Source organism: Eubacterium sp. An11, assembly GCF_002161065.1.
Classification (GTDB): Bacteria; Bacillota; Clostridia; order Lachnospirales; family Lachnospiraceae; genus Anaerobutyricum; species Anaerobutyricum faecale.
The window spans coordinates 16,584-38,999 of record NZ_NFLV01000030.1 but is presented as its reverse complement, the minus strand read 5'-3'; the positions used below and the strand labels follow the sequence as shown (position 1 = coordinate 38,999).

Below are 22,416 nucleotides of genomic sequence, written 5' to 3'. Positions count from 1 at the left end.
TACAGCATATAGCTTATCTTCAACAGATATTTTCTTTTTAGGCATAAAATATACTCCCTCCTAAGTGACAAGTTTTTATTATTTCACTTGTCTACCCAGAAGGGAGCATATCACAATGCAGCCCTTTTTCATTATGTATTATTTTTTCAGCATAGATTTCTTTACACCGGTCTTTTTCTTAAATATCTTTTTATAGGCCTTCATTTTTCCCTTCGGAACTTTTATCACCGCTTTTTTATTGATTTTTGCGAATGCTTTTGCTCCGACGGTCTGAAGTTTTTTAGATTTCACCACAACCTTCTTAAGATTGCTGCAGCCCTTAAATGCTTTCTTCCCGATGCTTGTTACATTGGCACCAATGACCACTTTCCTGATTGTTTTCTGTCCCTTAAAAGCATTGGCCGCAATGGATGTCACCGGATAAGATACCCCATTTACCGTTACCTTCGAAGGAATCTTCACAACCACATCGTGTTTGGAGGAAGCCCGCACACAGGTCAGCGTATAACCCGAAGAAGCACTGCCTGTCACTCTGTACACCGCTTCATTGTTTTTATCGGCTACCAGCATACCGGCAGTCAACTTTACAGAAGAAGTCTGTGAAGTGGCAGAAGAATCTTCCATCGTCGGTGTTTCTTCTTCCGGTGCTTCTGTGGTCGGTTCCTCTGTGGTTGGTTCCTCTGTCGCTGGCTCATCTGGGATCGGCTCTTCCAGGGCCGGCATGTCGCCAACATAGGCATCGCTGACATTCTTCACCTTGCTGTCCGGCTCCCATCCAAGACTCGCATCTGACAACAGCGTCTTTGCTGCCTCAGGAGATATCTGTCTTCTGTCAGCGTTGACCGCATAGCCCGGTCCGTAAGAACCACACTCAAAGAATCTTGCCGCTGTGAACAGGTTGCCGCTCATGTCATCATATGGCACATCTTTGTTGATGGCACTGCCCATATAGCAGTTAATCCAGTAGATAAATGCATTCGGTCCCCATGGCCGCGCCAGATAGTGAATTCCTGCCACACAGCCTTCTTTTGCTGTGATGGAACAGTTATTAAAGATCAGTCCGTAAGTAGCATTCTCTGCTGTCCTAGGCGCACATACGTAACCTCCTCTGTCCCGACGCGATGCCTCATAGACAAAGACAATGTCACAATCCTCGAACAGCGCCCTGGCATTATCACCGGAATAGATAAAGTCAATGAGTCCTTCAATGCGGCACTGATAGAAATACTGATGTCCTGCATTCATATACAATGTATCCTGCACACCGGAAATGGTCACATTGACAAAGGTTGCTCCCTCCGCGTCGCATCGCAGCGCATCGGCTGATTTGTTGCTCTTTCCATCCGGCGTTGCATAGACATAATCATTGGCAAAGGTGATATTCTCCGCGGAGAATCCGACAGCTTTGTCTGTGACATAGGTAGCGCAGCGTTTGGACATATCTCCGCCCGCTTCATAGTCAGATTTATCAGGCTTATTCTCATACAAATCCGCCGGATAGCAATGGATACGCACTCTGTCCGGATCCTCGCCCAGCAGAGAAATGTACGGGTTCTCTACTACCAGCCGCTCCTCGTAATCTCCTGCCTTGATATAGATAACCTGTCTCTCTGTATTATCTGCCGGAACTGCATTTACTGCCGCCTGCACAGTGCTGTAGGTCGGCACGCCGTCCACCTTTGTTCCGTCCTTTCCGGTGTAAGCGGCATCCACGATCATATCATAGTTAGTCAGATAGACAAAATTGCGGGTCTGCCGTGTCACCTTCCCGGCACTGTCTGTGAAAAGAAGTTCCACAGTATTTCTTCCCTCATCTAATGAGAGTCTTATATTAAATGTTCCGTTTGCTGTCACTCTCTCATCGGATACTTGCTTTCCGTTGACATTGGCTTTCAGCTGACCGGCACGGTCCACCGTTCCGCCGATAGAAATGTTGCTCTGGAATACCGTCGCATCCGGGCATTTTGTGAGGGTAATCTTGGCTGCCTCATCTTCATAGACATAATCGCCGGTATGGCCTGCAGAAGCCATGGCCCAGACTGCCTCGGACGGGTTGCTGGAGTTAATCTCTTTTGATCCATCCGTTTCAGTTCCTGTACCTTCTTCGGTGTCGCCGTATTGGTAGGCAATGACATAATAATAGTAAGGAATTTCCTTCTCCACAGTGGTATCTGTCCAGGAGAGGGTGGCGTCTGTGCTGTCTGCCGTGTAAACCACTTTGGCATTTTCCGCACTCTCATCGGAAGAGTATCGGTATATCTCGTATTGTGTTGCTCCATCGGAGACGGTCCAGGATACATCGATGGAATTCTCATGGGCTGTGAGCGTTACCACCGGAGTCGGCAGTGCCGGAAGGAAGTCTAAAGCCTTCTCTGTCTGTACCCATTGAGTCACTTCACCTTCGCTGCCCAGTTTGCCGCCCACACGGAATTCATAAGTTCCGGCTTCTTTTGTTGGATATGTATAGGTAGATTCTGTAGTTTCCGCCACATCTGTCCATTCTCCACCGTTCTTCTTCACCTGAATCACATAGCGTCCGTCTCCGTATGCTTCCTCTTTACTTCCCCAGGTGACAATAATAGCATCCCGGGTGTCCGCAATATTCGCCTGCACTGATGTGACAACCGGCTCTTCTCCAATTGGTTCATAGCAGGCATTCTGGTCGTAGAGCAAATCGCCATCAGCATCGCAATATTTCATATTGGTGACGGTCACAGAAGCGTTGGCAAGAATGAAGCCGAAGGAAATCTCTGCATTTTTCACACCGCCGCTGAACAGGGCATCACTGTCGGAACTGTTCACAGTGTAAGTTTCTCCGCCCTCCGGAGTTGCCGTAATGACAAAGCCGTCCGCCGTTTTCTCTGCTGTAAAGTGTACTTTCTGACCTGAGGTGATGGTTACATTCTGCTCTCCTCTGGCACTTATCTGTGAACTTGCGTTTGAATAAATTCCTCTCAGATTGGTTGAATTCCGAATGCCGATGGTCTCAATGGCCTCTCCATTAAAGGCGCCAAAGAAAACACCGTTGGCGGAAGAATTTCCGCAGGAGTTGACGATGACATCTGCTTCCAGCCGGTTACAAGCAGTCGTAGCGTCAAAACCATAATATCCAACATTATCTGTCAAGGCCGCTCCTGTTGCCAGACTGCCGCCTTCCTGGGACAGAGTGAGTCGCTGCCCCTGGGCGTTAACTTTCATGCCGTCGGTATCTCCGTAATCCCGAATATCTGGCATTTCTTCCTGCTCTGTAATATCTGTCTCCGGCAGCTCATTGGTCACGGACATGGCGTGGAGATAGCCGGAACCGCTTCCATTATAAGTGAAAGTCAGAGTTGTCGCTTCGCCGGTATATTGGAAAGAGGCAGTATCACCGTCCGCGGATACTTTTGCATCAGTCGACGTCGGATTCACTGTTCCACTTCCTTCTGTCACTGTCGCGTTAAAGGTGCTACCCGGAGCTGTATAAGAACACAGCTTCAGCTGAATCTCCGCATTTCCGGCCACCTTCACGCTGATCCGGTCACCATCACCTATCATGATACCGTGGGAACCATTATAACTAATTCCTTTATTTCCTGTCACCGTAACCAGACCGTCGGTGGAATTGACCGAAGCTCCTCCTTTGATAGAATAGCTTCCGGTATAAAGGTTAGATACGACACTTCCGTCACCGAAATCATAGGTCTTTTTCTGTCCATCGGCATGAGGTTTTCCCGACGCACTGTTATCTTTCACCTGAACTGTATATTTTCCCGGTGAAGTATTTGTGTCTGTATATGTAAATGTAATGGTATTGCCCGAAATCTTATACGTCACATTATCACTGACATTTGTAATGCTGTCCGACCTGAGATTACCTGAGCCGGCTCCCTCCAGATCTGCCCATATGATGGCTGTATCGGTTGTGGCCAGTTCCACGGAGCCCTTTTCATCACTTGCCTCCACGGAAAAATCTTTCGAAGAAGATTCTCCCGGCGTCACGGTGTAAGTGGTATCACCGATGGTAAAATCAAATTCTTTCGATGTATCCCAGATGACCCGATAAGAAATGTTATAGGTCGCGGAACTTCCATCGGTAGCACCGGTCAAATCTATGGTATTGTCTCCTGTGATTTCATAAATGTCGGAATTATCAAAAGATACCGTGTATTTATGCTTTATAGGAAGTTCAACTGTATATCCCTCTTTTGTAATTTCTGTTTCAACAGTTTTCTCTTCTTCATCTGTGAATATCAGCGTCTCCCCAACGGCAGAATCAGCTGCTCCCGTAGCTATAGTCACTGTACCGCTGACCGTCGCCACCTGCGGAGGCGTGATGGTTTTGGCGGTAATGGAGTGGAGGTATCCATTGCCGGTTATGGTAACAGTAATCGTCGCTGGAGATTCAGAAGTGTACTGAATGGAAGATTCTTCTCCGTCTGTCGCTGCATGATTTAAAGAAAAGTTTTCTTCCAAAACTTCTCCATTTACACTAATATCTGCATTGGAAGAACCAAACCCACACACACCAAAAGTCAGCGTCGTCTGTCCAGCCGGTACTTGAATGGAAAATACCGTGCCATCTCCGATATTCGCTCCATGCTGCGGCTGTTGTTTATATAAACTAAAGTTTCCTGTCACACTGAGCGAACCATCCTTCTTCGACTCCTGATAAATGGCAGCATTTTCATCTGTAAAATCCCAGGTCACCGCTCCGCCGTCTGTTTTAATAATATGGCTGTCATTGGTTTCCTCCGCCTGCACCCTCAGTGCCTCTGTCGGGCAAAGGGTAATCGTCAGGATGAAAGCCAGCAGAACAGCCAGCAGACGAAGCGGCTTTTTGCGCATGTTAGTTACTGCCAGATTATTTTTGTTACTGGTCTGATGTTTACAAAATTTCAAAACGTTTTTCTCCTTTCTGTCAAATTGGCGGTCATAAAATATTCAGATGCTGGTAACTTCTTTCTGCTTTCCTTTCAGCCGCCTGCCTTTCCCGCCTTAAATAGGCCTGTCTTTTTTAACTTCATCTGAATTTTTTATGCCATGATGTCTCTGACAAACAATACTGCCAAAAACACCTTTTATCGTGCCATGAAGCAATTCTACTAAAAATCGCTTCCACGGCACATACTAGCACAGTTTCTTTTTGTCTTCAATTACACACAAATTATTTACAAAAAATTAATTTTTTCACCAATAAATCATTACTTTTTATAGGTGTAAAAAAGCAAAAAATCATTAATGACACGAAAAGGAACAGCCCCGGTCCAGAGTTTTTGTTCTCTGAATCCGAGGCTCCCCTCCGTAATGTCTTATATTTTTGTCGAAATCTTCCGGCCATTCTGACTGATTTCATTTCCATCCCGGAGATTTTACTCTCCGGGACAGATACCTTTACGTTTCTGCAAAGGTCTTTTGTCTGTTGTTTTGGCAATCTTCTTCGGCCTGCTCATTTACATTTCCATAAAAATCTCTCAACTATTCGGAGATATCTTCTTTCCGTTTCCGTAAAGTGATGACAATACCGACAACTGCTGCCGCAAAGAACAGAATGTATAATCCGGTTCGTGTATCATCACCAGTCTTCGAAGATGAAGTTCTCCGGTTCGTTGCTGTACTTCCCTTATCTGTTTTGCTGGAAATGTTATCTTTATCGCTGGTCTCACGAATCGTTCTGGTTGGTTCTGAGCTTGACGCTATGGTGTTGATAATGGTTCGGGTTCCCACAGTGCTATTCATATCCAGCGCCACGGTTCCTTCTCCGCTTACTGTGTAAGCGAAGGAATCCTTATCCACTTTGTTTCCGTTGGCATCTGTTTCATAGATATAGTAAGTAACCGGATCCATGCCATTTTCACCGCCCAGAGGAACTTCCACGGTAACTGTACCGTTATTTTCCAGAGTCACTACCTTGTACGGCGCAGTCTCTGTCTCGCTGGTAAAGATTCCCGCATAGAAAGTATCATCGCTGTCAGCAGGCGCTCCGTCTTTGACAATCGCTTTCGTGAGCATGATCTGACCCTGATATGCAAAACCTTCCGGCAGAGTTCCATAATATACATTTTCTAACTCTGTACTGCCGGTTGCTGTGCCTGCATCCAGCTGAAGGGTGATTTCCTTTGCGCCTCCCTCAGCGCCATCACCCACGCAGGCAAATCCTTCGCCGCTTTCCGCATTGATGGTCTGCAGCTCTCCGTAAGGGATCACGGTTCCATCCTGCTGTGTCTCAAATACATAATAGGTTCCGGACGGCAGATTGTCATAAGTTACTGTTCCTGACGATGCATTTTGTATATGAATCTCTTTCACATAGTCAGAGCCATACGGATGCTTTCCTTCAGCGTCAGTAAACAATCCCACATAGTAGGTTGCATCTGCTGCAACCAGGTCAATATTATCAAAGGTTGTCTCGTCTATGGTGCTTAATCGTTTGGTCACCTGGATCTGTCCCAGCATGCCCGCCTGATCCTTATCCTCCATGACAAAGGTGATCGGCTCACCGTTTTCAACCGTAAACAGAATATCCGCTGCCTGCAGGTATCCTTCCGGCACCTGTGCCTCATGCAGATAATAGGTTCCGCCTACTGCCAGCTCTGCTGTCAGTTCATGAGGGGTACCATCCGAAGTCCAGGTCTCAAAAAGAATATCTCCATTGTCCGCTTTTGTCCGGTCTGCATCTGCTTCCACACCGGCATCCACAGAATCTGCCTGTTTCCATAATTCCAGTACCGCTCCCGACAGAGGATTGCCGCTGGTATCTCTCTTCTCAATGGATACACTGGTGGCTCTGTTGGTAATGGTCACTTCCGGATGTGCTCCTGCAGCCTCTGCCGTCACATAGACTTCGCCGCGGTCATTGACCGTTCCGTCCTCGCCTGTACTCTGTGAGGAAATCTCATAGGTAAACGGCTGGTTATACACTGCATTTCCTTCTGCATCGAAACTTACCAGAGGATGTCCGTCTGCATCAGTCTCAAATACATAATAGGTAACCGCTTCGGTCTGTTCCTCGCCGCCCAGCGGAACGTAAACTTCCACGCTGCTGTTGTTTACAAGCTGAACAACCCCGTTCTCCACAGTCTTATCATCAACGATCACATTCTTTACAAGCTCATAGGTGCTTCCTGTCGTGCCGCTTCCTTCCTGGGCATCTCCGTCCTGGCCGCCAGATCCATTGTCTGTGCTGTCAACCTTGCGGAAGATACCTGCGTAGAAGACATCATCGGTCTCGTAAGCCGCATCGCCGCGAAGTACTTCCTTATTAATAACAATAGAAGCCACGTAATGGTATTCATTTACAAATACTGCGTTTTCGTTATTCGGCTCTACCGCCGTATCATCACTCTCATAGGTCACATCATTATCTGTTACCTGCAACGCTCCGCCGATATCATTCACTTGTACGGTGAGCGTCCATACGGAGTCATCATAGGTGTAGCCAAGGTCCTCGCCTTCATTCTCCGTGATCCAGAAGGTGTAGGTGCCAGCCCGCTTGAAGGTAATAGTGCTGAAGTCGACAGTTCCTGCTCCATTTACCGTAGCTGTAGGGGTGTTGTTCTCTCCTGTCAATTCCGTGCCTTCTTCGACGTCAGTCACTCCTGTAAATGCGCCGCCTGCCGGGTTCTTGACATCTGCAGTCAATGTGAACTTGAAGTCTTTGGCTCTCGGTCTTGTTACACTGTCATCACTGAACTGTTTCTCCACCTTAGGAATAAAGTCAACAGGTGTTACAGAGTAAGTGTTGGTGAAGGAGGCCTGGGTGTCTGATTTATCACCGGTCTTTGTATAAGACGGCGTCGCTTTAAGTACACCGTTTTCATCTACTACGGTCACTGTCAATGTCCATGTAGAGTCATCGTACTGGTATCCAGGCTGATTTCCTTTAGTCTCACTAATTTCAAAGGTGTAAGTTCCGGCTTTGGTGAATGTCAGCTCTTCGAAACTGTTTTCACCACTGCCTGTCATCGTCAGATTCTTCACATCATTGACCGACATAACGTCACTGCCATATTTCACACTGCCTGTTACATCTTCACCGGCGTAAGCAGAGTCTGCATCTTTGTATGTCAATGTAAAGTCAAACTTATCTTTTCTTCCAGCCGGTATGTCAGCGCCAGTGATGATTTTTTTCACCTTAGGTGCGTATGTGTCAGGCGTTACATCATAAGAGTTTGTAAAGGATGCTGCATTATTGTTTGAACCAGATCCATTTTCTTTGACATAAGTGCCAGTCGCTTTAAGATGATTATCATTATCATCAGGATCGTCCACCACATTGACTGTCAAAATCCATTTAGAATCATCATACGCATACCCCTTATTGCCATCGGCATCTGTAGGGATTTCCTCAATTCTAAATTTATATTCACCTGCTTTGGTAAATGTAATTGGCTCAAAATATGCTTCTTTATCACCTGTAGTTTGTGCATAACCAACAACACAGTTTGCGTTCGTTATACTAAAACCTGTCTGATCTCCGGAGATGTTCTCAATCTTAAACTGGAATTCTTTTGTTCCTGCCGGAATGTCGCCGTTCAGAGTCTTTATCACTTTCGGGGCAAAGTCTGCATCTACCGTTCGGTAATTGTTAGTAAAACGAGATGCCGTATTGTCTCCATCCACTACAGCAGGATCTGACAGGTAATATGCCACACTGCTTTGCAATCTACCATTATTATCCGATACTACAACTTGCACGTATCTGGTCGGCGTCGGCATTGTATATCCGTCCGGAAGAATGGCTGTCTCTTCAATCTTAAAGGTATACGTTCCTGCTTTCGTAAAAGTAATTGGATCAAACGTTACTTTCTCTCGGCTTGCTTCGCCAGTCTGCGATACAGTAACCTCTTTTGTTATACCTTCTTGCGGAATGCTTACCGAACCATCATTTTGACCATTCATACTCAATTTGAAAGTAAAGGTCTGTGATTTCGGCATATCAGCGCCCTCCACCGCTTTGGATACACTCAGCGGTACCGCTATTTGAGTTGGCTGATAACTGTTAGTAAACGGTATCGTATCGCCAGTTATTGTCACAGCCTGCTGCGATTTATTGTTTGTATAAGTCACAGTTTTAGTAAGCTTTCCTTCTTTATCATCTGTAACCTTTACTGTTACCGTCCAAACTGTTTCATCATAAGTAACTCCAACTTCATCTGTTTTTTCTTCATTAATCGTAAAGGTATAAGTGCCAGCTTTTGTAAATGTTATAGCACCAAAACTCTTTACATCACTTACATCCGCACTAGATTCCTTAGTAATTGGAATTTCCAATGTCTCAGTTGACGGCATTTGAACTCCATCTTCTGGATTACACGAACCCTTACTCAAACTGAAAGTAAATGTTTTCTCTCTCTTATTTTCAGTATTGACCGGAAGTTCATGACCGGTAAGAGTCTTTGAAACATACGGTGTGTAAGTAATTGGGGTTGGTTCATAAATATTGGTAAAGTCCGCCTGATTAGCTGTAGTATCACCAACCTTGTAGGTTGCATGTGGCACTAAAGTTCCCTTTCCGTTATCCGTTACCGTTACGGTCACTGTGTAAATCTTATCATCATAAATTACACCTGAAACCTTTTGTCCTGCCTTATCTTCCTTAATAGTATAAGTGTAGATTTTCCCCACATCATTGAGATCATATTCAATTTTGTTGTTAAATACTATCTCGGCTGATTGCTGTCCTTCCTGACCAGTTGCCGTTCCTGTAGAAATTACTTTACCTGTTTTATCTTTAACATAGAAAGTATATTTCTCTCCCGCCTTCATGGTTCTTCCCGTCAGCGTCTTGGTGCCTTCCGGCGTCCAAAATCCGGTAGCAGTGTATTCGTTGGTGAATGTCGGAGTCTCACCGCTTCCAACAGTCGCCCAAGCATCCCCTACCTTCTTTTCGTAAGTAACCGACTCTACTCCTAATCCTTTTCCGTCTGTCCATTTTACATTGACCGTTGCCCTGTAAATGGCTTCGTCGTACTTGATGCCCTCATATGGATTTGCCCCTTGAGCCTCGGTAGGTAGCTCTTCAGTGATGTAATAGGTATATGTTCCTTCACTGGTGAAAGTCAACTCTTTTGCAGTATCGTCAAAATCACTTGCTGCAAATGTTACATTACCATTTACATCTATTCCTTTTGTCTTAATTGGTAATTTGCCTTCTCCCGGGTATTCCTTCCACAAAGAGAATTTAAACTGATCCGCTGTCAGAGACTGTTCCACACCAAGTTTTGTAAATGTTTTGGATGCAGTTAATGACGTCTCTGTAGCTGTCCTCTTATTGGTGACAGTGACCTCATCTGTGGCGTCTTGAGCCCGATCATCCGGCACGCCCAGAATCCATGCAGGCTTTCCTTTAAGGATTTCATCATTTGTTATTAAGGTCAATTCTGACAAGTTAGCCTTATTATCATCCTCTGTCTTTTTCGCAAAAGCGCCGTCCAGTTCATACCCTTCCGGTACTCTTTCTTCCACGATAACATATTTCTTGTACCAAAGGAGATTGCTGAAGGTTGCCTTGCCCTGAGCATCTGTCATGTCTGTATACTGCTGCTTTGCATTCTTTAATTTGTCCACCGTAATGGTCTCATCTTCATCAAACGGACCATAAACTTTGAAGATAACTCCTTCTATCGGCTCTTTCGTGTCTTCTGCCTGTTTGGTAATGACCAGATTACGTTTCAGAACAACGCCAATATCTTTGGTCATATCATAATCAGAATCTGTTGCCCAAAGATAGAATCTCTCAGATCGAGTTATGGAACCATCCACCACAAAGTTGTTATCTGTAGTCTCGTCTCCCCCTTCCGGATGGAAACTATCAGGATTTTCCGGATCTCTGGATTTTCCGCTGGTTTTACCAACTGATGTCACTTCAAATCCATCCACGCCTCCCAAATCTGCAATAAGTTCATAGGTGTTCGGTGCTGAACCTTTCAGTTTGGACGGATCTATTTCTCCGCCAGGGAACAGACCAGAATTCTGGTTTGGATAAGCCGCTTCATCGGTGATACCCGTTTTCAGCATAGCAGGGTTTAAATCAGAGAACAGATATGTTCCATGCCATGTGTCTCCTTTGTTATATGGGGTTCTTCCATCAGAAGTTGTTTTTGTTCCGCTATATGTATCTAGTCTGATATTGAAGTTCTTCAATAATTGCCCAACCAGATAATTACCTTCGAAATTATTCACCGTTTCTGACTGACCTTCTCCATTAGTATCTTTCTGTTCAACCAGAGACTCTCCTTCTTCTCTTACACCATCACCGTCTTTGTCAATCCACAGCTGCCCGCCAACACTGACCGATTTCGGCATGATTGTCGCAGATACCTGATTAGAACCCATAATGATACCAGCTTTAACTAAAGCAGAGGATGGACTAGATAAATCATATCTGCTGTAGCTACATGAAAAGCTGTTTACAGCATTCTGCCATGAGTTATTGCTCAGAATTTCATCATTCCACTCTGTACCATTATTTACCCTTGCTGTATACTCGATAATTAAGTTTTCATTATTGTTCAGTCTTACCGTATCATCAGTTACCACGACAAATGCCTTGACCTGACCTATATTGTTTTGATCTATTGATGTTACCCAGCCAGATTCCGCAGCCGGAGGAGTATCAAAGTCAATACTTTCTACCTGATTATAAAGATTCATATATCCGGCAGTATTCAAATCTCCTGTATAATAATAAACTCTATAATGATCCGATAATACAGGATCAGGAGTTGTCACTGTTCCGGTATTTTCATCTTCAGTTGTCTGTCCAATATATATATTATCTATTTTTCCGAAATTCAATGCCCAAGCACTGCCTCTTGATGAATTTCCGGACGTCATATCTCCTACATTTGGAAGAATATCAATGACAGAAAACTTCGTAACACCATTTAACATTGACGTATTGGAAACGGTAAGTCTGTAGTGCATTGTACCACCGTTACTTACTTCTGACAAAATATCCGTGCTGTAGCCATCTTCACTGTTAGCATCTCCGTATGCCGACTTAACAAGAACTACATCCGAATCTCCCGCCCAGTTCACTGTTCTGGAACCGGAAACATATCCGCCGCCGTTCAGCTGCTGAGCTTCCAGCATTGTATTTAATGCATTTTTACGTGGCTCTGACATCTGCCAGCCATTCAGAATACTGTCTATAGTTGGCGCCCAATCGCCACTACTCGTCATAAAAGAAGCTTCCTGAGGATTTTTATCTGTCTGCGCTCCTTTTTCTGTACTTCCCACAAAAGCATAATTATACATGGTCGTTCCATAAGAAGTCACTGTATTCTCCACTTTAACCTTCAACTGTACTTTTACGCTCTTGCCTGGTTCCAGATTACCATTCAGATAAACAAATACCGCGTTTTCTCCATCTTTAGTTTCCCTTGGAGCATCTACGACAGTCAGACCGGTATTGTCCTCATCTACCAGCTGAACCGGATTCACGCTGTCGAACTCTACCCAGGAAGAACCCTGTGGAAGGTAATCCACGATATATGGATTCTTTAACGCAGCGCCGGAATCCGCAGCATTGGATATCTCTACTTCATAGGTTATTGTATCCTGAAGATTCACAGTTTTAATTTCTTGTCCCTCTTGTGTAGAAACAATGTCCTTAGTAACAGATATCTTTGCGCCTTTTTGTGCTTCAAATTCAACATCCGCATATGCCGACTTTTCTTCTGTTGTAGGCTGTCCTGCTTTGTTACCGGACACATCCCACGGATAATATTTCATTACCGTCTGCGCAGTATTGCGGATTCGGTCAATTTCTTTTTTGCCATTACCGCCGCTCTGCTGATCAATCACAGCTGTAATATCTATATCACCCGGTTTAAAATTAGTTCCGAGATCATACCCTGCTGCTTCCTTAAAATCTGTCGAATAATATTTTACAGACACACGTGCCGCCTTGCCACTATCCGGAATTGCTTTTGCATCCGTATTGCTTACATCCAGAATTTCCGGTTCACCTATTGGATTTCCATCAAAATCATAGAAAGTAACTTCCGCTGTAATTTTATCCACGGCTCCATCACTCTCAACAGCATATCCCTTTGTCTCATGTGTTGCTTTGCCTATCGTTACCTCTGTCAAAGAGTAGCCATTTTTAAGATAGGTCAGCGTGTCTGTGTCTGTCAGCTGAGTATTTCCATTATACGCTGTCAATCCTGTATCATTCACAACAAATGTATCCAGCGGCAGTGTATTATTGACTGTCGGAGTAATTGTATAATGTACTGTTGTAGACTCTGTAGTAAAGAGACTTTCAAATTTATCAGGTGTTGCCGTCTTTGACAATGACAGTGTCGCTGCCCCTTCAATATTTTTCAGGGTAACAATATAAGAACCATTTTTATTACTATTTTCAGGCACATCAACAATGCCATACCATTCTACATCGTCATTGTCGCGAATCTGACTGACGCTGGCTGTTTTTTCCACAACCAGGTACGACTTACCTGCTACAATAGCTCCATTAAGCCGTGGGTCACTGATACCGTCAGCGTAAGTGTAAAGATGATCCGTACCATCACTGCCATTCGTATTGACCTCAACATCCGGGATAACCGGAGTCGGCACCTTCGGCTCTTCTTCTGTTCCTGTGAGTGTTCCCTGGAGATACTTTAATACATCTTCATCAGAGTTTAGGCTAACATTATCCGGCAACTCGTAGACGTCTGCCTGAGCTGTCAATCTCGTTGTCGGGTCTAATGCATTTTCCTTTTCAATCCGCAAAGACTGATATGGAATATTATAAGCATCATATGCGTAAGATACACCCGCAGTTACTGCAGCTCCGTTATTAATCTGATACAGAGTTTTTTCTTCTCCGTTGGTCATCTTCGCTTTAATTGTAGCAACTGCTTCATCTGCGCCGGTCTCTGTATTCCGCTGATAAATACTGTCCAGTCCTTTATATCCTAGTGGAGCCGAAGTTTCCTCAATCGCATACTGCGTTCCGCCTCTTACTACAAATCGAAGTGCGCCATTTTCCGTCGATGTAGTTTGTGACCCCGCGCTGCTCCATGTTTCTGTATTTGCATTATATTCATACAATGTAAATACCGCTCCTCCCAGCGTCGCGGAAGGTTGTGCCGCGTAGATATCATCATATTTTGTAATATCAATCCAGGCTCCATTGTAGTTCGGAAAATTCTGATTAGCGAGCATGTTTTTGTTATTTTCGTCACGGTCTCCCGAAGCATACGGCCATGTCCCATCTACATTATGCAGATCAGGCGCTTCCATGATCTGTCTAGGTTCTACAGTGATATCAATATAACTTTCAGTATCCTGAAGATAATTGGTTGGAGCTTCCTTTTCACGGATACGGAAAGTTTCTCCTGCCTCACTGCGCAGCGGAACTTCCGCCGAATATACGCCGGTACTACCCTCTTCTGCGAGCGCAATATTTGGCATCGGAGTTTCCGTAACTTTCGTTTCTCCCTGTTCACTTTTCTCTGTATCCAGACGGAACACTTCAAATTCTGCTCCATGGAGCACATTTCCCGTGCTACCGTCTACTTTACGTACAGAAATCTTACCACGCAGATAAGTATTTTCCGCAGTGACTGTAACCTCAGCCGAACTATTATCTGGTATGGTGATGGTATATAATCCTCCGTTGTCCTGTATCGAATTATTATTCAATTTCAAAGCGGACACCTCATAGTTTTCTCCTGATATCTCTTCCAGATAATAAGTCTTACCCTGACTTAACCCGGTAATCGTATCTTTGTTCTCACCATCTACAGACCACTGAATCTCTGCGGTTCCTGCCAATTTTTGTTTCTGATTATCTTCATACAGGTTAAATGTAAACTCTGGATTTCCACTGACCGCCAGCTGTCCTTCTGCACCATCCTCTTTGTTTCTGATCATTTTGATGATTGTAAGGCTGACTTTCTTCTTATCACGGAACTCGATTGTCACATCATTATCTGACTTCTGTGTTTCCTCCACAGTACTCCTGTCAACCGGAATACCAGTTCCATCTACAGTGACGCTCTTGATATTTAATCCTCCGGTCATGGCAACATATTTCGGCGCCGTTTCCGTGAGGTCGTAATCAGATGGAGCTGTCGTCTCTTTAATCTGATAGATACCCGGATTGCCTGTCACTGCTGCAATTCCGCCTTCTCCAGTAGTATACGTTGTGGCAGTAACATTAGCAAAATCACTGCTATTGACAGCAATTGTTGCGCCCGCTGCTTCTGCTAAGGTATTATAGATTGCATCGTTATTAATTGCATCATTATTAAAAGCCAAATATTTTACTTCAAAGACAGCTCCTGGTAAAGCCGTATTATCCTGTGCATCTTGTTTCTTAATATCGAAAGCTACCGTTTTCGGGTTCTTGATATTTAAATCAATGCCATCGTTACTTTCAGAAATACCATAATCATAGATATCTGTTTTGCTATTTACAACTACATTGGCTTCGTTCCCGTCTTCTTCCAATGTGGTCGTATAGCCTAAGAAAATACCTTTTTTCGTTTCATTATTGATCTCTACTTCATTAACCAGCTGATTGATACTTCCAGCTGTGCCAGATATTTTTCCATACTGTGCTGCGAAATAAGATGCAAAGTAACTATTTGTATATCTGGTACCTGGCGTCTCAGACAATACGTAAGTACCCGAACCGATGTTGCTTAATACCTGAGTAGGATCTTCTTCTCCTTTATTAGTAGATGTAATCTCTGTGCCATCCTCTTCTGTGAGAGTGAATGTCGTACCAGATAACGGATTGTCATCCATATCCGTTTTCTTTATAGTCAAAGACTGTTTCTTCGGATTATATATGGTAAGATTCAGATTATCGTCTACTACCTGGAAATAATATGCTTTTGCATTTTTTTCCCCGGCAGCCCTTTCTATCGTGCTGCCATCGTAGATATTCTCATAAGCTGGGTCTGGCGTCTCCTCAGTGATGCGGTAATGACCCACTGGCAATCCATTCCGGAATATATAAGAACCATCTCTTCCTGTCTGGAATCGTCCATTTGTATCACCGTCCAATGTATATGGTCTCCACTCTTTTTCTTCGTTGTTGTAGCGTTCCAGTTTCATTGTCACCGACAATGGTTTTCTGTCAGTCTGACCCGAAGTATAATATGTATCTAACTCTTTCGATGTCTTACCCAGGTTATCATTTTTTACATCATAGCCATATTTTTGTAATGTCACAGCATAAGTGTCAATCGGCCAGTTGACCAGACGGAACTGTGATGTTGATGAAACAGGTGCTCCTGTTCCAAACTTGTCACTATCAACTACTTTATATTCATCTCCGTCTTTCATGGTCGGATAAAAAGCCCACTGGATTCCATTCTGTTCTTCTGCTAAATTTACAATATTCTCTGCAGTTTTAACATAATATGCGTCATTAAATACTTCTGTAGTTTCATTGGTACTGTTCTGGAAAAACATGTACATATAAACCGTCTGTTTTTCCGTCATAAAACCGGTTGGCGGTGTGGTTTCCTTGATGGCAATCCGCACATAGTGATTTCCCTTCTCATCGTCCACAAAGGCATCTGGATAGTTTGCTCTTAACTGTTCCATCTGGCTCCAGACAAATGCTTTTGAGGACGCCCATCCACTGATTGGGTTAGCATTTGGATTATTATTCGTATCCCCGTCGGAATCAGTATCTGTACTTGCATCCGCTCCAAAATTATTGTCCAGACCTGTAGTCACTGTATCCAGCAGTTCATACTCCTGTCCTTCCTCATTTGTCAGCCAGATTTCAAACTTCGCATTACCAAGAGGTGAAAATTCTTCTTTTCTCTGACCACTCTCATCCATCGCGCCCTGCCATTTGGCAATTCGTACCGTGGAAAATTGTGCATACCCAGGACCATATTCTGGAATATTCTCAAAATCTTCTTCTGTCACCTGGTCATCCATATACGTCATTGTTGCATTTGGCTGACCCTCAGGACAAGGTTTTGTTTCTCCATTTTCTACATAAGAATAATTCTTTGTATCGTTCTTATAATATGTTCCATTCCTGTGGATGAGTGTTACTACATTTTCCGGGTTAATAGACGCTCCGATTCCGGCGTCCGTCTCCACGAGCCAATATACGACATTATCAGCAGATTTTAAAATATCTGTTCCGAACCATCCATTCATCCGATTCCCTTCGGTATCGTAGAGTGTTCCGCTGGAGTAACTGCCAATCTTTGTATAATATTCCGGATGTGACGAGTCATATCCCAGAGAAATTGGATTACTCACATCTTTCGGATCTTGCCCCTTCAAATCTACAACCTGCATATACAGAGTAAACTCGGCGTTGTTAATATCTCGTTTTTTGTCTGGTTCGCCATCTTTTTTATCTGTAACAAATTTATGGATATGAAGCTGTGCCCAGTGTTCCTCATTGAGTAAATTATAGCTATCTCCCTGATATACCAATATTGGGTTGCCTGGATTGACTTCTTTTGTTACATAGCTATAGTTTCCTTCGATAAGCTGTTGATTAGTTAATGTTGGTGGTAAGTATCCATCTTGCAAGTAATCTGCATTCAGATAACTTTTTCTTCCATCCGGCTCCAGATATTTGTATTCTTCACCTGCCGGAACACAAACCTCAATGGCGATATATTTATCTTTTTGTGTCAACCCCCTAAAGATTGCATCGCCCATCTCGTCTGTGGTCTCTGTGCCCTGCAAATCATAGACTTTTGTCTCTGTATTGTATTTGTAGAGAGCAATCACAGTACCCGGTAAGAAATATGACTTATCTGTAAATTTATTCTCCCATATATTATGATAAGTTTTATTTACGTAGAGCGTTGTCTCTGGCTGGTTGACAATCTTGAGTTCGACATCCTCATTATTTACTTTTTGTGTAGTTACCGTCTCACCCGGCTTCAATGTCACGTCCAAATATTCATCACTGATGGTATACCCGTCCGGAGCCGCTGTTTCCCTAATTCTATAAGTAATCGGATTGCCCTGCTCATCATAAATAGAAAGATCAACAAATAATGCCTTTCCATTTGTACCACTAATTACATCTTTAACTTTTTTCTCCACTCCATTGACAACTTCATATATTGTAAGCGTAGCATTAGCAAGAGGCGACTCCGTTCCACTTGTAGTCTTGTAGTATTTGGTAACTTCTACTGCTCCTTTATCGGAGTAGTTTGTTATAGTTTCCTTGATCTGCGCCTGCTCACTTTCCTTGTGTTTGATTTCATATGGGCCAAAGTAAAAACTTTGAGTAGTTTCATCATAAGTTCCACCATTATATAAAGAATTATATTTTGACGGATCAAGGACACCATTTTTACTATCCGCTACTTCTCTTAAATAATAGGTTCCCGCCGGAATGGATGTAGCTGTTCCTGATTTGATGGTCAAATTCTTACCATCATATCCTTGCACACGTTGGAAAACATTTGAATTATCTTTGGTATATACCTCAAATTCTACACCCTTTAATTCTTCATTGTCACCTACCGCATTATCTTTTATTTTAGTTACCGTAAATGTCGGATCCGGTTTGTTTTTGATAACAACATTAACAGGTGTAGTATTGGTATCTACTTTATTGGTATCAGTTAAATCGATCACTGCCGTCGTAGTAGTGGATGTCTGAGTACCAATTATTATGGAATCAAAAGTATACTTTGAAGGTACAAAAGATTCCTCTATAACATATTTCTGTCCCGGCGTCAGTGTTGTCAGATCTCCGTTGGAAGGAATATCTTCACCCTGATAATTTTGATCAGATGAAGTTGTTACAAGTTCGCCTTTATAACCATCCTCAGCATTATCACCATCGTATTTATAAATCTTATACTTGGCTCCACTGACATAAGTACCTTTGTAACTATCTTCTTTTTTTACTACAACCGGAACTTTCTGCTCTACATTGGTGATAGTAACCGACTGTGCCAGTTCAATCCTTCCTGTCCCACCTTCATCCTGTGATAAGGTTTCTGTAAAATTAAACGGACCATAAGCTTCAACATCAGTTCCACCCTCTCCAACAGACAGGTTTGTTCTTTCTGCTGTATTTGTTCCCCTTAAATCTGCTGTAGCAGACGGCGCATATCCATCTTCCGTTGCACTCTCCACAAGATAATAATATCTGTCATACGTTACATCATTTATCGTCTCTGTCCGAGGCAGGTCAGAGATAGTTAACGACTTTGCTGCTGTTACTGTATAAGAGCCTTCCTCATTATACTTTACCAGTTTCCCATCTGGCCCGTTTTTATAATATAGATCAAAGGATGCTGACAGGTCCGCAGACGTATTTTTTGTCATTCCGGAAGCCGTTGCGGAATAAAACTCCTTCGTCAGCTCAATACTGCCATTTCGATCATTTTTCATCGTAACGGTATATGGGTCTGCGTCTGAATTACCTATCTTCTCCGCAAGAGTAAATGGCTCAGAATATGCGAATCTTTTACCAGCCTCCTCAGTTGTATCTTCACTATCAGCGTGCCAGCCATCCGGCAAGGTTTCTCTGAACCGATACGTAATAACTGTCGTTCCGTTATCTTTGTATACCGGAAGACTCAGACTGATTTTTCCTGTCTGATTCAGAGACAACGGATAAGCACCTTCTGATACTCCCAACCCTGAGGCTGTGAGAAGAGTCCATGTACCATTCTCATTCTGTTTCTGCACCTCAAAACAATTGGCAAAATTTCCGGCTTCCGCAGCTGTGACATTTACATATTTGTTATCTCCTGTCTCATTTGGATTATACATCTGTTTCCGCAGTTCAACCGGAGCCCGATTGTATTTATTGATACTGTTTTCTTTCAAGGTAACATTGTTATCTGTTGGAATCGTAAACGTGTACGTTTCCGTATCTTTAATATATTCTGTCGGAGCTTCTGTTTCCTTCACATAATATGTACCATACGGAAGTCTCGCAAATGTCGCTGTACCGTCGGCGATAGTTTGCACTCCATCCTTATAAGATGCATACGGCTTAGTACATTCCGAATCCGTATAGATGCCAAAGGTTGCTCCCGCAAGCGGACTATCCACGCCGTTTTTTCGTCCATATTTATGAATCGTGATGTCTCCCAGTTTTTCTTTATTATAAAAGACAACATCTTTCGTCTGATCGGCAGCAACTGTTATTGTTTTAGAATCAGAATTTTTGCCTTCGTCATTTTCTGTCGCAGGTATTTTCTCAGTATTATCAGGCATATCTGTTTCAGTGATTGTATAAGTCCCCGGATCCAGATATACAGTCACCAGACCAGATGCATTTTCCTGATTTTGTTTTTGTGCCGGATCAAAGACTATCTTTCCGTCATCGCTCCCGTCAACATTCCTGATTGGACTATATATTCCTGTCTTTTCATCATACTGATAGAGAGTTGGAACTTTGCCGTCACTTGTTTTAATCTCATACGTAACCGCTCCACTGACCGGATCATTGGAAAAGTTCGCCCAACTGTACACTTTTGACGTATTCGTTTTATAATCCACAATATGTTTACTAAGATTAATTGCTGCCGGTTTTGTTACGTCTCCGACCGGCTGTGTGGCTTTGCTATCATATGTCTGTTTCGTTGTCTCGCCTTTAAACTGATACTCAATATCCGCCTCATTTACCACGTCCAGCTTCTGCTGTTGTTGCTTGGAATCATAATAATGAGCAACAAAGTTATCCTCATAATTCTCATATACCACTTCCACCGTATAGTTTGACAGATATGGAGCATCTTTATCTACTGTGGCGCCTGTCGTCTGACCTTCGCAGGTATCCATAGGAATAAGAACCGCTCCATCGTTGACTGTAATCGGAGACAACTCATCAAAAGACGGAGTGACCGTAATACTTTTCGCGTTGATTGGTTTTCCATCTTTTCCCGTCACAGTTGGAATCTCCGTCAGCTTAACGGCCGGGTAACTAACTTCTGTTCCATCCGTAGATTCATAAGTAACTTTATCATTAAATGTCGCACGTCCTTCCCGTCCATATGTACCCGGGTCTATGATAATACTGTCTTTTGTATTGTCTCCTTCGACAGTTGTACCTTTCAATCCTATGGATAAATTATATTTTACTGTTACTGTACCGTCGGCATTTGGCGTAAATCCATTTGCTTCCTTCTCGATCATCCAACTGTCATCGGTCACTGCTTCCAGGTCATTGAGAGTACTTGTGGTTCCAATCGTTTTTGTATAGGGTTCTATTCCTTCTGCCGGCTTATCTGTAGTACCGGTACGGTCCATAATCGTAAAGCTTGTCTGAATTTCAGCAAGGGCATTACCCTCTCCAAAATTGAAATCATGCCCGACATCAAGTCTTCCGTTGCCATCGACTTTAAGATTCACAAGAAAGGTTCCGCTTTTATCGGAATCTGCCTGTATACGATTATTTAATTCCAGTATCCAGTCATTTGGGGCTCCTTTTTGTGGTTCGGTAATTGATACAACATTTTGCAGTGTACCTTCTGCATCCTTATCAATTGTCAAACCATCCGGAAGATGAAGAATAATCTTTGTATCATTATAAGTATCAAAAAGCGGTCGGCTCTGTTCTCCGTAGTCAAAATATACAGCCGAGAACAAATGATAGCTGACTTCATAGCTGATGGTGCTTCCCGCTTTCACATCCGTTTGATTCCGGTTTCCTCTTTTGGTGATCGTTACGGTTGCGGTCTTCTGGGTTCCATTATCTCCGTAGTTCTCTTCCGCAACATCTTTAAACGTCTTGCCACTTTTATCTCCGGTATTTTCACCGTTATTACCGCCATTATCCTGACCATTCTCATTACCGGCGGTCTGTCCGTCATTCTGCTCCTCTGTTTTCGCTTTCTGCTTTTTTTGAGCATTCTGCCGATTGTTTTTCTTGTCATCAGCAGTCTTTTTCTCATTCTGAGCGCCGGCGTTGTCCACATCCGAAGCGCCGTCTGTCAGCGCCTGCTGCCCGGAAGACGCACTTGTCCCCTGGTCTGTCTGTGCGCTGCCCGCATCGGAATTGTTATCCGTCTGCTGCGTTTTCTGAGAATCATTTTTGCTTACTGAGCTTTCTGCCTGACTCGTCTCCGACGAACTGGACGACGAACCATCCGCAGAAGAACTCTCCTGAGAAGAGTCCTCTTTTATAATTGCTCTTTCCGTCTCCTGCTCTGAGCTGCCAGTCATGCGCTCCTGTGCGTAGCTGCCGATGGTCTCGCCGAGAGTAGTGATATTCTGCTCACTTAAGACCATGACAACAACCAGCAGGAATGCTATGCATTTGGCCCAGAAATTTCTTTTTTTCATGCTAACCTCTCCTTTCCACGTTTTTCGTGGTAATTTTCATTACCTTTTTATGCAGAAAAATACACATTTTCTTATTATGTAATATTGCACATTTTTTGCACTTTTTCAATAGAATCATTATAAGTTTTATAAAAAGTTTATTTTTCCATTACAATAATTCTAATTTACTTTTTT

General features: G+C 43.4%; 2 protein-coding genes. Both read right to left on the bottom strand.

Annotation, left to right across the window (positions count from 1 at the left end; genetic code table 11):
- Positions 1-138: 138 nt before the first annotated feature.
- Positions 139-4,881 carry a pectinesterase family protein gene (locus tag B5E53_RS15700; protein ID WP_087316716.1) on the bottom strand — a complete coding sequence of 1,581 codons (4,743 nt, stop codon included), beginning with the start codon at positions 4,879-4,881 and terminating at the stop codon, positions 139-141.
- A gap of 576 nt (positions 4,882-5,457) precedes the next feature.
- Positions 5,458-22,242 carry an FctA domain-containing protein gene (locus tag B5E53_RS15695; protein WP_087316714.1) on the bottom strand — a complete coding sequence of 5,595 codons (16,785 nt, stop codon included), beginning with the start codon at positions 22,240-22,242 and terminating at the stop codon, positions 5,458-5,460.
- Positions 22,243-22,416 lie beyond the last annotated feature (174 nt).